Source organism: Massilia sp. Masssp94 (assembly GCF_059491305.1).
The window spans coordinates 3,557,290-3,571,290 of record NZ_CP168501.1; the positions used below are offsets into that span (position 1 = coordinate 3,557,290).

The following is a 14,001-nucleotide window of genomic DNA, read 5'->3' on the forward strand; positions in this document are numbered from 1 at the left end:
TTTTTTTCGTGCACCGGGGCGATCAGAACGCCGCGATACCGGTCTGCGCGCGACCCAGGATCAGCGCGTGGATGTCGTGCGTACCTTCGTACGTGTTGACGACTTCCAGGTTGACGAGGTGACGCGCCACGCCGAACTCGTCGCTGATGCCGTTACCGCCCATCATGTCGCGCGCCATGCGTGCGATGTCGAGTGCCTTGCCGCAGGAATTGCGCTTCATGATCGACGTGATCTCGACCGCGGCCGTGCCCTCGTCCTTCATGCGGCCCAGGCGCAGGACGCCCTGCAGGCCCAGCGTGATTTCCGTCTGCATGTCCGCCAGTTTTTTCTGGATCAGCTGGTTGGCGGCCAACGGCTTGCCGAATTGCTTGCGGTCCAACACGTACTGGCGCGAACGGTGCCAGCAGTCTTCCGCGGCGCCCAGCGCACCCCAGGCGATACCGTAGCGGGCCGAATTCAGGCACGTGAACGGACCCTTCAGGCCGCGCACTTCCGGGAACGCGTTTTCTTCGGGGCAGAATACTTCGTCCATCACGATCTCGCCCGTGATCGACGCGCGCAGGCCGACCTTGCCATGGATGGCCGGCGCCGACAGGCCTTTCCAGCCTTTTTCCAGCACGAAGCCGCGGATCTTGCCTTCGTCATCCTTCGCCCAGACGACGAACACGTCGGCGATCGGCGAGTTCGTGATCCACATCTTCGAGCCGGACAGCGAGTAGCCGCCGTCGACCTTGCGCGCGCGCGTGACCATCGAGCCCGGGTCGGAGCCGTGGTTCGGTTCGGTCAGGCCGAAGCAGCCGATCCACTCGCCGGTGGCCAGTTTCGGCAGGTATTTCTGCTTCGTTTCTTCATTGCCGAATTCGTAGATGGGCACCATCACGAGCGACGATTGCACGCTCATCATCGAGCGGTAGCCGGAATCGACGCGCTCGACTTCGCGCGCGATCAGGCCGTAGCTGACGTAGTTCAGGCCGGGGCCGCCGTATTGCTCGGGGATGGTCGGGCCCAGCAGGCCGAGCTCGCCCATCTCGCGGAAGATGGACGCATCGGTGGTTTCGTGGCGGAAGGCTTCGAGGACGCGCGGCAGCAGCTTGTCCTGGCAATAGGCCGCGGCGGCGTCGCGCACCATGCGTTCTTCGTCGAGCAACTGCTCGTTCAGCAGCAACGGATCATCCCAATGGAACTGGGCTTTGCGGGTCGTATCGGAACGGCTCATGGGGCTCCTGTCTCAATCTTTGTAAGAATGTGGCGGGCGAATGGATGGCCGCCCGGGACGAGCCATTATAGAAACCCCGCCCCGTCACATCTTTTCAAACTGCGACAGGCATTTTCATTTTTCAAACAAGGATCAGGTGCTGCCGAAGCGGCCGCCATGGAACAGCAGGGCGGACTGTGGATGCACGGCGCAGTCTTCCACTTCGCCCACGAAGATCACGTGGTCGCCTTCCGGGTAGCGGCTGCGGTTGTGGCATTCGAACCAGGCGGAGACGCCCTTCAGGATCGGCAGGCCGGTGCGCGACAATTCGTACTCGACGCCTTCGAACGGATCCTGGCCACGGCGCGAGAACCGGCGCGCCAGCTCTTCCTGGCCGGCGGACAATACGTTGATGACGTAGTGCGAATTGCCGGTGAAGATGGGCAGGCTGTTGGCGACGTTCGACAGGCTCCACAGCACCAGCGGCGGCTCCAGCGATACGGAATTGAAAGAGGACGCGGTCAGGCCGCGGAATTTGCCGTCGCCCAGGCGGGTCGTGATGACGGTGACGCCGGTCGCGAATTGGGACAGGGCCTGGCGAAAATGGGCGGAATCGAAACCGCGCGTGGTGGCGCGAGGTGAGCTGGTGTTCATGCGCGCATTATGCCATCAATGGCCGGCGGTCCCCCGAGCCTGCACGACCGCGCACTTTCGTTTACAGTGAAACCATGAACAACTATTTATCCCTCGAGGAGTCAGCATGAGCCAGCAATCAGCAACCGAAGTGGCCATCCTGGGCGGCGGGTGTTTCTGGTGCCTGGAAGCGGTTTACCTGGAAGCGCGCGGTATTCTCCGCGTGGAATCGGGCTATATGGGCGGCGAGATTCCCGCGCCGACCTACGAGCAGGTGTGCGCGGGCACGACGGGCCACGCGGAAGTGGTGCGCCTGGAATTCGATCCGAACGTGATCAGTTATCGCGACATCCTGGAAATCTTTTTCACCATCCACGACCCGACGACGCCGAACCGCCAGGGCAACGACGTCGGCACGCAATACCGCTCGGTGATCTTCTTCACGTCGCCGGAACAGGAAGCGACGGCGCGCAAGGTAATGGCCGAGATGGCCGCCGTGTGGGATGCGCCGATCGTCACGCAGGTGCTGCCGGCCGAGCAGTGGTACAAGGCCGAGGACTACCACCAGAATTATTTTGCGCAGCACCCGTTGCAGGGGTATTGCGCGTTCGTGGTGGCGCCCAAGGTGGCCAAGTTCCGCAAGGTGTTCACGGATCGGGTGAAATAGCGCTAGCGATACATGTACCGCCGCGACCACGGAATCAGGTCCGGTTCTTCGCCCGCCTTGCCGCACACGATCTGGTACAGGCTGATCCAGTCGTGTGCGAAGCCGTACGCGCAGCCGGCCAGGTAGACGTGCCAGATGCGGAACGTCTTCGGATCGCACGTCGCCCGGATGCGGTCGGCATTGTTCTCGAAATTCTCGGTCCACAGCGCGCACGTGCGGGCATAGTGGCGGCGCAGGTTTTCCACGTCGCGGACCTCGAGTCCGCCTTCCTGCATCGTGCGGATGACGGTGGACAGATGCGCCAGCTCGCCGTGGGGGAACACGTATTTGTCGATGAACTCGCCACTGCCGTGCGGGCTGTTGCGCTGCTCGACATCGGTCGTCGTGATGCCGTGGTTCATCACGACACCACCCGGCGCCAGCAGCTTGCTGATGCGGCGGAAGTATTCCGGTAAATTGTCCACGCCCACGTGCTCGAACATGCCGACGCTCGTGATGCGGTCAAAACTGCCCGCGACGTCGCGATAGTCCTGCAAGCGGATCTCGACACGGTCCTGCAACCCGGCCTGCGCCACGCGCTCGCGCGCCAGCTCGTACTGGCGTTCGGACAGCGTGACGCCGACGCAGCGCGCCCCGAACTTGCCGGCCGCACGGATCACGAGCGCGCCCCAGCCGCAGCCGATGTCGAGCAGCGTCTGGCCCGGCTGCACGCCGATCTTGGTGAGGATGTGGTCGATCTTCTTTTGCTGGGCCGTGGCCAGGTCCTCGTCGCCGCTCTCAAAATAGGCGCAGGAATACACCATGGCCGGGTCGAGGAACAGGCTGTAGAACTCGTTGGAGACGTCGTAGTGGTAGCGGATTGCCTCGGCATCCTTCTCGCGCGTGTGCGGCGAGACGAGGCGCAGGGCGGCGCTGGCGACGCGGCTCGCGCGCGCCGGCTTGCCCGTCGTTTCCGCGAGGGCGGAACCCACCTGGATCATGTCGGCCGCGCGTCCTTCGATCTCGAGCGCGCCTTCGACATAGGCCTCGCCGAGGTTGCCCAGCGACGGCGCGAGGAGGTAGCGCAGGCCGCCCGGGTTCGGGACGCGGATTTTCACGCGTGGTTGCTCAGGGGACAGGTCCACCTGCGCGCCGTTCCATAATTCCACGCGCAGAGGCAGGTTGAATTTACTGCGTATGCCTGAGGTCCAGGCGGAAAGCTTCAGTTGATCGAACACGCGTCTTCTCCGGCTGATCCTGAACCGGATGCACCGGGTCAGGGTTGCAAACGTTGCCGCGTCCAGCCGCCATCTTCCTGCCGCGTGTAGACGATGCGGTCGTGGAAGCGTGAACGCCGCCCCTGCCAGAACTCGATCCGTTCCGGCACCAGGCGAAAACCGCCCCAGTGTTGTGGTCGTGGCGGTGCTTCGCCATACTGACGCGCCACTTGCTCGTAGTGTTCTTCGAGGGCGGCACGGTTTGCGATCGGCTCGCTTTGTTCGGACGCGATCGCCGACAGCCGGCTTTTCAATGGTCGGCTGTTGAAATACTTATCGCTTTCCTCGGCACTCGTGCGCTCAACTCTGCCTTCGATCCGCACTTGCCGTTCAAGTTCACTCCAGAAGAATAGCAGAGCTGCAAAAGGCTTGCTTGCCAGCTGCTTGCCTTTCTGGCTGTCGTAATTCGTGTACCAGGTGAAGCCGCGCGCATCGAATTGCTTGACGAGAACAATGCGCGACGTCGGCCGCCCATCCTCGCCCACGGTGGCCACGCTCATCGCGTTCGGCTCGTTCACTTCGGCCTTCAGCGCCTCCTCGAACCAGCGCGTGAACTGGTCCATCGGGTCGTCGGCGACGTCGCTCTCGTCCAGGCGGGCCTGGCCGTAATCCTTGCGCAGGTCGGCGACTTTTTCGCCGATGGAAGATGCCGGGGCCACCGCCTGTTCGAGGCCGCGGCGCTGGCGCATCGCGCCGCCCAGGCGCGCCATCTGATCCGGACCAAAGAGGCGCAGCGCCATCGGCGCGACGATGCCTTCTTCGCGTTCCATATGGCCGTGATAGCTCTGCACGAAGCGGCGCACGATCGAAGCCGACAGCTGCGTGCCGCTGCCGTCCGCGATCCCCGCCAGCTGCTCGTGCAGGTCTTGCCACATTGCATCCATGTCCTTGTGTTCCTGCAAGATCATGGGCGCGAGCGCCTGCAGCGTGGCCGCATCGTCGCCCTTGGCGACCGCGAGCAGCATCGGCAGCAGGTCCTGTTCTTCGTCTTCGTGGTGCAGGTGGGCGGCCTTGTCGAAGTATTTCAGTACGGCCGTTGCCGCCTGGCGCGCCTGCTCGTCGGCGCCGTGTTCGGGCAGGTGGGCGAGCAGTTTTTCCATGGTCGCAAGCTGTTTGCGGATGCGGCCGTGGCAATGCTTGAGGACGGCGACGGGTTGGTCGAAATCGGGAGCGGGGTCGGCAAGAAGGTTGTTCATGATCGCTGTTGTGGACGTGCAGAATGCGGGAAATTTTTTGATTGACTGAAAGTTATTTTAGAGCAATGAGCGCCATTCCGTCCGGTAAAATGAAGGGATCATGACTACGATTTCCACCTCCCTCTTCGATGACGTCGACTTCGAGCGGCGCTTCGGCGGCATTGCCCGCCTCTACGGCGAGCGTGCACTGGAACGGTTCCGTGCGGCGCACGTTTGCGTGGTCGGCGTCGGCGGCGTCGGCTCCTGGATCGTCGAGGCGCTGGCCCGCAGCGCCGTCGGCCGGCTCACGCTCATCGACCTCGACAACGTGGCCGAATCCAACATCAACCGGCAGATCCAGGCCCTGTCGACCACGGTCGGCATGCCCAAGATCGAGGCGCTGAAACAGCGCATCGCGCTCATCAATCCGTACTGCCAGGTCGATCTCGTCGAAGATTTCATCGATCCGGACAACATTCCGCAGATGATCGGCACGGACGGTTTCGACTACGTCGTCGACGCGATCGACAGCGTGAAGGCCAAGGCCGCGCTGATCGCGTACTGCAGCCAGCATGCGATCCCGCTGATCGTCATCGGCGGCGCCGGCGGCCAGCTGGATCCGACCAAAATCGAAGTGCGCGACCTCGCCCGTACCGAGCAGGAACCGCTGCTGAAAAAAGTGCGCAAGATCCTGCGTGCCCGCTACGGCTTCGCGCGCGGCGAAAAGAACAAGTACCACATCGACGCCGTGTTCTCGATGGAACCGCTGCGCTACCCGCAGTCCGGCGACGGCGACGCCTGCGAAGTCGACGCGAACAGCATCACCGGCCTGAACTGCGCCGGCTTCGGCTCGAGCATGGTCGTCACCGCGACGTTCGGCATGGTCGCGGCCGGCCACATGCTGCGCAAGATGGCGGAGGAGGCGAATGCCGTGCCGGTGCCGGATCATGTAACCGAATCCGTCGACGCTGTGCAACCCGAGGAGGCCTTGTTATCATAGGATCAGTTTTTTACTGATTCGTGAAAAGAGGCTCCATGATCCGTCGTATCGCCCTCGCGAGCCTGCTGCTGGCGGCCGTCGCCGCCAACGCGCAGGACGCATCCCAGCAGGCCGGCGACGGCCTGCAAGGTCCCAAGGACCCGGCCCAGGCCACCGCCAACGCGGCCCATCCCGGCAACCCGAACAATCCCGTCGACCCGACGCCCGCTGGCCAGGAACAGCAAGGGCCGAAGGTGCAGGTCGTCGACCACGTGATCGGCAAGGGTGCCGAAGCCAGCGTCGGCAGCACGGTCGTCGTCAACTACACGGGCTGGTTCTACAAGCCGCTGGCCGCCAGGCAACGCGGCCGCAAATTCGACTCGTCGCTGGACGCGGGCCGCGAACCGCTCGAGTTCCAGCTCGGCGCGCGCCAGGTCATCAAGGGCTGGGAGCAGGGCGTGCAGGGCATGAAGGTGGGCGGCAAGCGCACGCTGATCATCCCGAGCGAACTCGCGTACGGCAAGCGCGGCGCAGGCGGCGGTTCCATTCCGCCGGATTCCGACCTGATCTTCGACGTCGAACTCTTGAAGGTCAAGTAAGTCCACAATTCACTCAACCGGGAGGACTGCATGCGTATCGCGAACGACGTGACGGAACTGATCGGCAATACCCCCTTGGTGCGGATCCGCCGCCTGGCGCAGGGCGCCGGCGCCGATCTCACCGCCAAGCTCGAGTTCTACAATCCGGCCCACAGCGTGAAGGACCGGATCGGCTGGGCCATGATCGAAGCGGCCGAGCAGGCCGGCAAGATCGGCCCGAACACCATCATCGTCGAGCCCACCAGCGGCAACACGGGCATCGCGCTGGCGATGGTCTGTGCGGCGCGCGGCTACCGCTGCCGCCTCGTCATGCCGGAAACGATGAGCAACGAACGGCGCATGCTGCTGCGCGCGTACGGCGCCGAACTGGTGCTCACGCCGGGGCCGGAAGGCATGCTGGGCGCCATCCGCCGCGCCGAGGAAATCGTCGCGGCCGACCCGAACTGCTTCATGCCCCAGCAGTTCAACAATCCCGCCAACCCGGAAGTCCACCGCCGCACGACGGCCGAGGAAATCTGGCGCGATACCGATGGCAAGGTCGACATCCTCGTGGCCGGCATCGGCACGGGCGGCACGATCACGGGCGTGGCCGAAGTGATCAAGGCGAGGAAGCCGTCGTTCCAGGCCATCGCCGTGGAACCGGAAGCGTCGCCGATCCTGTCGAAGGGCACGAAGGGCCCGCACCCGATCCAGGGCCTCGGCGCCGGCTTCATTCCGGACGTGCTGAACACGAAAGCCTACGACGAAGTCATCACCGTCAAGAACGAGGATGCTTTCGAGACGGCTCGTGCGGCCGCGCGCGAGGAGGGGCTGCTGGTCGGCATCTCGTCCGGCGCTGCCCTGTGGGCCGCGATCCAGGTCGCCAAACGGCCGGAAAATGCGGGCAAGCTGATCGTGACGATCATTCCGTCGTTCGGCGAGCGCTATCTCAGTACGGCGTTGTACGCGAACCTGGCCGGCTGATCAGGCTTTCCATGTAAAAACGGCCCGCTTGCATGCGGGCCGTTTTGTTTAGTGCGCGTGTGAGTGACCGTGATGATGGTCATGATCATGATCGTGATCGTCATGCGCCTCCGGCCCATCGTGCAGGCAGCAACTGCTGTGCTTGGTCGTCCCTTGTTCCACCTGCAGCGTGCAGTGATGGATGGCGAAATCCTCGCGCAGGTGCCCGACGATCTCGTCGATGGCCGCATCGCCCGGATAGCCGCCCGGCATCACGAGGTGGGCCGTGAGGGCCGTTTCCGTCGTGCTCATCGCCCAGATGTGGACGTCGTGCACTTCGGTCACGCCGGGTTGCGCGGCCAGGAAGGCCGTGACGCCCGTCGCGTCGACACTGGCCGGCACGCCCGCCAGCACCATCTGGATCGATTCCTTGAGCAGCGACCACGTCCCCACGACGATCACGACGACGAGCACGAGGCTGACGACCGGGTCGAGCCACGACCAGCCCGTGTAGATGATCACGACGCCGGAGATGACGACGCCGAGCGACAGCAAGGCATCCGCCGCCATGTGCTGGTAGGCGCCGCGCACGTTGATGTCGTCCTTGCTGCCGGCCACGAACAGCCAGGCCGAGAAGCCGTTGATCAGCACGCCGACGAGGGCGACGATCGACACCGTCGTGCCGGCCACCGGTTCCGGATGGGCGAAGCGATGCACGGCTTCCCACGCGATGGCGCCGCACGCGACCATCAGCAGCAGGGCGTTGGCGAGGGCGGCCAGGATGGTCGTGCCGCGCATGCCGTACGTGAAGCGGCGCGTGGGCGCGCTCTTCGTCAGCAGCGCGGCGCCCCAGGCGAGGCCCAGCCCCAGCACGTCGGACAGGTTGTGGCCGGCATCGGCCATCAGCGCCGTCGAGTTGGCGATGAAGCCGTAGATGAATTCGATGGCGACGAACGCGGTGTTCAGGCCGATGGCAATGCCGAACGCGCGGCCGTTGTCGCCCGGCGCCGGGTGATGATGGTGGCCATGTCCATGGCCGTGGGAATGGTGGTGACTCATGCGTCCAGTCCGGTGGTGGGTTCGGCGATGTGTTCGAACATATTGGAAAGCAGGCCGCTGATGTGGGCATCGGCGGCCGCATAGAACACCTGCTTGCCTTGGCGCTCCGCCTTGACGATGCGGGCCGCGCGCAACAGGCGCAAGTGGTGGCTGACCAGCGAACTGGACAGGTTCAACGCGCCGGCGATGTCGCCCACGGCAGTCGGCTGCGCCAGGCAGGCGAGCACGATCCGCAACCGGGTGGGGTCGCCCAGCAGGTGGAACAGGTCGGCGAGTTCGTCGACCGCGTTGTCGATGTCGGGTGGGATGCTCATGCTTAACGTTTGAAGAACTGTTCACATGTTAAGCGCATCGACGTGGCGGACGCAAGCCATATCGTATGCGCGCATGGTGAAGCGATGCGTTAAGGAAGCTGGCCGTCCGTATCGCGCGTTTCGGGCTGCCCCAACCCAAGCTTCTGCAACTGCGGCAGAATCGCCGCCCGATCCCCGACGGCGATGACTTTCAGCTGATCAGGCTTCAGGTATTTCTGCGCCGCCGCCTGCACCTGCGCCGCCGTCACGGCGCGGAACCGGTCGGGCAGGGTGCGCCAGTAATCCGCCGGCAGGTCGAACACGAAAGTCTCGGCCAGGCTCGCCCCGATACCGCTGTTCGTTTCGAACTGCCCCGGCAGCGAATACACCTGCGAGTCGCGCGCGCCCGCCAGTTCGGCCGCAGGCAGCGGCTTGTCGCGCATGCCGTTCACTTCCCTGAAGATCTCGGAAATGGAAGCCCCCGTGACATCCGTGCGCACGCTGCCCGCGATGGTGAACGGGCCCGGTGTGCGGTCGTAGCGGAACGCCGAGAACACGCCGTAGCTGTAGCCCTTGTCTTCGCGCAGGTTGAGGTTGATGCGGCTCGAGAACAGGCCGCCCAGCGCCGCGTTCATGACCTGCATGGCCGGATAGTCCGGCGTCCTGCGCGCGGCCGCGATCGTCGTCACGCGCAGCGCCGTCTGCGGCGTGCCCGGCTTGTCGACGACGACGAGACGTGCCTTGGTGCCGGCAGGATCGCCGACCGACGTCACGGCAGCATCGGCGCGTTCCCAGCCGCCGAAGCGGGCCGTTGCCAGCGTGCGCAACTCGTCCGCCGTGATGTCGCCGGAGACGACGAGGGCCGCATTGCCCGGCAGGTAGTGGCGGCGCCAGAAGCGCACGAGGTCTTCGCGCGTCGTCGCGCGGATCGCCTGTTCGGTGCCCAGCTGGCCGTAGCCGTACGGGTGATCCGGGCTGTACAGCGCACCGGCCGCGGCGACGACGGCGACGAGGGCGGGATCGTCGCGCTGCTGCGTCAGTTCGCCGATGCGGGAGGCGCGCTGGCGTTCGACTTCCGCGGTCGGGAAGGCCGGGTGCAGCACGACGTCGGCCAACACGTCCAGCGCCTGCGGGAACGTGGAACGCAGCGCGAGCAGCGACACGGTCGACGCGTCCGCCGTACTCCCGCTGCCGAGGAAGGCGCCGAGCTGCGCGATCTCGTCGGCGATGCGCGGCGCGCTGCGGGTGGCGGTGCCTTCGTCCAGCATCTGCGCCGTGAAGCCGGCGAGGCCCGGCTGGTCGGAGGGATTGGCGTCGGAGCCGCTTTTCACGACCAGTTCCGCCGCCACGAGCGGCAGCGCGGGGTTCGGGTGGACGATGACCGTCAGCCCGTTCGGCAGCTTGAACGCGTCGCCCTGCGGCAGCGTGAAGCGCGGCGCCGGACCCGGTTTCGGCGGCGTGCGGCGCCACGCTTGGTCGCGGTTGATGCCGGCGGCGCGGTCGGTCTTGCCGGTCTTCGAGACTTGGGGCGGTGGCGGTGCCGGCACGTCGGGGCCGAGGTCCGGCTTGCCCGGCACGCCGGCGACGATCACGCGCGCGTTCGGCTGCAGGTAGGCCTGCGCGACGCGGCGCACGTCGGCGGCGGTGACGCGGCGCAGGCGCTCGATGTCCTTCGGCAGGTAGCCCGGGTCGCCCGTGTACTGGTTGTACTGGTTGATCTGGTTCGCGAGGCCCGTGCCGCCCAGCTTCTCGATCGACGTCAGCATCGCCGTCTCGATCGTGTTGCGGGCGCGTTCGACTTCCTGCTCGGACGGTCCCGCGTCGCGCAGCGCCTTGAGTTCCGTATCGATCGCCGTCTCCAGCTCGGACGGTTCGTGGCCCGGGCGCGCGGTCGCGTCGACGATGAAGGTCGACGTGAGCGCGTTGGAATTCTGCGCGGCCGCCGCTTCCTGCGCGATCTGCCGTTCGTACACGAGGGTTTTATACAGGCGGCTCGATTTGCCGCCCGCGAGGATCTGCGCCGTCACCGCCAGCTCGGCGTCGCCCGGCTGGAAGGCCGGCGGCGTGAGCCACGCCATGTACAGGCGCGGCAGCTCCACGCGGTCCGGCACCGTGATGCGGCGCTCGCGCGCGATGGCTGGCGTCGCGACCTTCGGATGCACGACCGGCGGACTCTTTTTGAAGCTGCCGAAGTATTTGGCGACGAGGGCGCGCGTCTTGGCCTTGTCGATGTCGCCGGCGATCACGATGCTGGCGTTGTTCGGGCCATAGTAGCGCTTGAAGAAGTCGCGCACGTCGGCCAGCTTCGCGTTCTGGATGTCGGCGTGCGAGCCGATGACGGCCGCGTAATACGGGTGCGTCTTCGGGAACAGCGCGTGGTTCAGCGCTTCCTCGACGACGCCGTAGGGACGGTTCTCGACGCTCTGGCGGCGCTCGTTGCGCACGACGTCCTGCTGGTTCGACAGCGCCGCCTGGTCCAGCACGTCGAGCAGGTAGCCCATGCGGTCGGCGTGGACCCACAGCGCGAGTTCGAGCTGGTTCGACGGTACCGTGTCGTAGTAATTGGTGCGGTCGTAGTCCGTGCTGCCGTTGCTGTCGGTGGCGCCGGCGCCTTCCAGCAGGCGGTCGGCGAGGCCGCGCGGCAGGTGCCGCGTCCCGGCAAACATCATGTGCTCGAACAGGTGGGCGAAGCCGGTGAGCCCTGGCGCCTCGTTGGCGGGGCCGACGTGGTACCAGATGTTGACCGCCACGATGGGCAGGCGGTGGTCCTCGACGAGGATCACTTCCAGGCCGTTGGGCAGCGTCGTCTTGTCGTAGCGGACCTCGGGCACCTCGGCCGCTGCTACCGGCCCTGCGAGGAGGAGCAGCAGGGAAAAACAGGAGAGGAGACGTGTCATGCGGGCTCCGTTGTTTTAATGACAGGCGGCGCTGCCGCGGTCGGGTGGGGCGATGCTGAAGGACGCGAGCCGCGTCGACTCGACGAATTCCCAGCCGTACCCGCCCGCGTACAGGCGCAGGCGCAGCACGCCGGTGCGGTTGCTGTCGCGGACTTCGCTGTGCGCGACGGTGAACAGGAACGGCGTCGGATACGCGCCGCCGGTGCCGACGACGAACTGGCGAATGCCGTGCGTCGGGTCGAGCCGGCCATCCGCATCCTGCGGAGCGAAGCGCTCGTAGTCGTGGTCATGGCCGGACAGCACCAGCTCGGCGCCGGCCGCGTACAGCAGCTGCCAGGCGTCGCGCATCTTCGGGATGCTGCCGTGGCCGCCCGAGCTGTACAGCGGATGGTGCCAGTAGGCGAGCGTGCAGCGCGCGGGGTGGGCGGCGAGGTCGGCGCGCAGCCAGTCCAGCTGGGCCGCGTGCTGGGCCGGGGCGAGGTTGCTGTCCAGCGAGATGATGTGCCAGGTGCCCAGCTCGAAGCTGTAGTAACCGCGGCCGGCGCGCGCGCCCCACCAGTCGAAATAGGGCTTCGCGCCCGGCGTGTAGTACTCGTGGTTGCCGGGTGCGGGCCACGTGCGGTCCTTGAAACGGCCCCACGTCGGCGCATAGCAGCCGGTGAATTCCTTCATGGCGCCGCGCGGATAGGTCAGGTCGCCCAGCGCCAGCACGACGGCCAGCGGGTCCTGCGCGAGGCCGGCGGCGACGGTGGCGGCCGTGTCGGCCGCGCCCGAATACGCCGGATCGCGGTATGCACAGCGCGCGATGTCGCCGGCCGCGTACACGGTGATGCCCTGGTCCGGGCTTGCTGCGGCCGCGTCCAAGGAAGCGGCCGCCAGGAGCGCGGCCGCGGCCAGACGGCGCATCCTTACTCGAGCAGCCGCAAGAGGCCGGCCAGCGCGTGCGCCACCGTCTGCTCGCGTACCGCGTGGCGGTCGCCGGAGAACACGAGGCGTTCGGTGTACGTCGTGTCGCCCTTCGACCAGCCGAAGCACACCGTGCCCACGGGCTTGCCGGGCACGGCGCCGGTCGGGCCGGCGATGCCGGTCGTGGACACGGCCACGTCGGCGTTGCTGTTGGCGACCGCGCCCTCGGCCATCGCGCCCGCGACTTCCTCGCTGACGGAACCGAATTGCGCGATCAGCGCGGCCGGCACGTCCAGCATCTCCGTCTTGGAGGCGTTCGAATACGTCACGAAACCGCATTCGAACCAGCCGGTCGAGCCGGGGATTTCCGTGATGGCCTGGGAGACGCCGCCGCCGGTGCAGGATTCGGCCGTGGCCAGCAGCAGGTTCTTGGATTCGAGTGCCCGGCCTACACGGGTGGCCAGGTCGATGATGTCGTTCGTCACGTGTCGCTCCTCCTTGTAATGGCGGTAGCAGAGAACCGCCAGGTCTCCAGGATCCAACCGAGTGCGCCGCCGTGTGCCGGTCGCGGAAACGTTCCGCTGCGCGCTCGCGTCCATTCTAGCGCGCCTTCCCGCCCTGCGGCATCGGAATCTTAACGAAAAGCCATTCTTGCGGTTATGCCTTTACCGTCCTTACAAACGCAAATGTCTTTACTGCTGTAAATGACAGGCCCCGTTCCGTGCGACATCGTCCCCGGTCGTGCTGCTATCCTGCTCGCCTTGCGGGCTGGCCCGCTTGTTGTTCATTGACCGAACCAGGACCTCGCATGCCGCTCGACCGTTTCGCGCATGACCATCCGGGGCCGGCATACTCATGATGGTCTTTTCACGCGCAGCCGCGCGGCCTGTCCGCCGGGCGGCGCTGTGCCTGCTGATCCTCGCGGGTGCCGCCCACGCCGGCACAGGCCCCCTTGGCGCGCCTGAGCACAAGCTCAAGGCGGCCTACCTGTACCGTGTGGCCACGTTCGTCGACTGGCCGGACGCCGCGTTCGCGCACGCCGGCAGTCCGTTGCTGGTCGGCGTCGCCGGTAACGACGCGCTGGCCATCGAAGCCGCACAATTCATGACGGGCCGCCTCGTGCATGGCCGCGCGCTGGCGGTCCGCCGCGTCGACCCGCGCGCGCTGCCGCCCGGCCTGCACGTCCTGTACGTGGCCGCGTCGCCCGCGCGCGGCCGGTTGCTCGCGGCCGTGCGCAGCCAGCCCGTATTGACGGTGTGCGACGGCGTCCCCGCACCCGGTTGCGTCGTCGGACTCGTGGCCGACGGGGATCGCCTGCGGCTGCGCATCGACCGGCTCGAAGCGATGGCCGCGCAGCTGCGCATCAGCGCGCGCCTGCTGGCGCTGGCGACGTGGTGATG

General features: G+C 66.2%; 14 protein-coding genes. 5 read left to right on the forward strand and 9 right to left on the reverse strand.

Annotated features, from left to right (window positions below; genetic code table 11):
* Window positions 1-22: 22 nt before the first annotated feature.
* Window positions 23-1,216 (reverse strand): acyl-CoA dehydrogenase, encoded by a 1,194-nt coding sequence (locus tag ACEN9G_RS15775; protein ID WP_413337282.1) that lies wholly within the window; start codon window positions 1,214-1,216, stop codon window positions 23-25.
* Between the two features lie 132 nt (window positions 1,217-1,348).
* A complete protein-coding gene (locus tag ACEN9G_RS15780) occupies window positions 1,349-1,849 on the reverse strand; it encodes a flavin reductase family protein (protein ID WP_413337281.1) in 501 nt (166 codons plus the stop codon).
* Window positions 1,850-1,955: 106 nt separating this feature from the next.
* Here ACEN9G_RS15780 and msrA point away from each other — a divergent pair, with 106 nt between their 5' ends.
* Window positions 1,956-2,495: a peptide-methionine (S)-S-oxide reductase MsrA gene (gene msrA, locus ACEN9G_RS15785; RefSeq protein ID WP_413337280.1), complete on the forward strand. Its 540-nt coding sequence runs from the start codon at window positions 1,956-1,958 to the stop codon at window positions 2,493-2,495.
* 2 nt (window positions 2,496-2,497) lie between these two features.
* Here the strand turns inward: msrA and ACEN9G_RS15790 are convergent, their stop codons facing one another.
* Complete coding sequence (locus ACEN9G_RS15790) at window positions 2,498-3,712, reverse strand: class I SAM-dependent methyltransferase (protein WP_413337279.1); 1,215 nt, start codon at window positions 3,710-3,712, stop codon at window positions 2,498-2,500.
* A 38-nt stretch (window positions 3,713-3,750) separates the two neighbouring features.
* Window positions 3,751-4,947: a pyridoxamine 5'-phosphate oxidase gene (pdxH, locus tag ACEN9G_RS15795; RefSeq protein WP_413337278.1), complete on the reverse strand. Its 1,197-nt coding sequence runs from the start codon at window positions 4,945-4,947 to the stop codon at window positions 3,751-3,753.
* A gap of 100 nt (window positions 4,948-5,047) precedes the next feature.
* Between pdxH and tcdA the strand changes: the two genes are divergently transcribed.
* Genes tcdA through cysK form a run of 3 tightly spaced genes read left to right on the forward strand, consistent with a single transcriptional unit; the run spans window position 5,048 to window position 7,467 of the window.
* Window positions 5,048-5,926 carry a tRNA cyclic N6-threonylcarbamoyladenosine(37) synthase TcdA gene (gene tcdA, locus ACEN9G_RS15800; protein ID WP_413337277.1) on the forward strand — a complete coding sequence of 293 codons (879 nt, stop codon included), beginning with the start codon at window positions 5,048-5,050 and terminating at the stop codon, window positions 5,924-5,926.
* Window positions 5,927-5,961: 35 nt separating this feature from the next.
* Window positions 5,962-6,504 carry an FKBP-type peptidyl-prolyl cis-trans isomerase gene (locus tag ACEN9G_RS15805; RefSeq protein WP_413337276.1) on the forward strand — a complete coding sequence of 181 codons (543 nt, stop codon included), beginning with the start codon at window positions 5,962-5,964 and terminating at the stop codon, window positions 6,502-6,504.
* 30 nt (window positions 6,505-6,534) lie between these two features.
* The gene (gene cysK, locus ACEN9G_RS15810; RefSeq protein WP_413337275.1) at window positions 6,535-7,467 is read left to right on the forward strand and encodes a cysteine synthase A; all 933 of its coding nucleotides are present in this window, start codon (window positions 6,535-6,537) and stop codon (window positions 7,465-7,467) included.
* A gap of 48 nt (window positions 7,468-7,515) precedes the next feature.
* On the opposite strand, the gene ACEN9G_RS15815 is transcribed toward cysK, so the two are convergent.
* The 5 genes from ACEN9G_RS15815 to ACEN9G_RS15835 all read right to left on the reverse strand — a co-directional run bounded on the left by ACEN9G_RS15815 (window position 7,516) and on the right by ACEN9G_RS15835 (window position 13,086).
* Entirely contained in the window at window positions 7,516-8,505 is a 990-nt protein-coding gene (locus ACEN9G_RS15815) for a cation diffusion facilitator family transporter (RefSeq protein ID WP_413337274.1), read from the reverse strand.
* On the reverse strand, window positions 8,502-8,819 hold the full coding sequence (locus ACEN9G_RS15820) for an ArsR/SmtB family transcription factor (protein WP_036236165.1): 318 nt from the start codon (window positions 8,817-8,819) through the stop codon (window positions 8,502-8,504). Before ACEN9G_RS15820 ends, ACEN9G_RS15815 begins: the two co-directional genes overlap by 4 nt.
* 89 nt (window positions 8,820-8,908) lie before the next feature.
* Complete coding sequence (locus ACEN9G_RS15825; RefSeq protein ID WP_413337273.1) at window positions 8,909-11,695, reverse strand: M16 family metallopeptidase; 2,787 nt, start codon at window positions 11,693-11,695, stop codon at window positions 8,909-8,911.
* 15 nt (window positions 11,696-11,710) lie between these two features.
* Window positions 11,711-12,601 carry a metallophosphoesterase family protein gene (locus ACEN9G_RS15830; protein ID WP_413337272.1) on the reverse strand — a complete coding sequence of 297 codons (891 nt, stop codon included), beginning with the start codon at window positions 12,599-12,601 and terminating at the stop codon, window positions 11,711-11,713.
* Between the two features lie 2 nt (window positions 12,602-12,603).
* Window positions 12,604-13,086, reverse strand: coding sequence for a CinA family protein (locus tag ACEN9G_RS15835; protein WP_036236278.1), 483 nt, complete (start codon window positions 13,084-13,086; stop codon window positions 12,604-12,606).
* 370 nt (window positions 13,087-13,456) lie between these two features.
* On the opposite strand from ACEN9G_RS15835, the gene ACEN9G_RS15840 reads away from it, so the two are divergent.
* On the forward strand, window positions 13,457-13,999 hold the full coding sequence (locus ACEN9G_RS15840; protein WP_413381797.1) for a TOL_0243 family YfiR-like periplasmic protein: 543 nt from the start codon (window positions 13,457-13,459) through the stop codon (window positions 13,997-13,999).
* Window positions 14,000-14,001 lie beyond the last annotated feature (2 nt).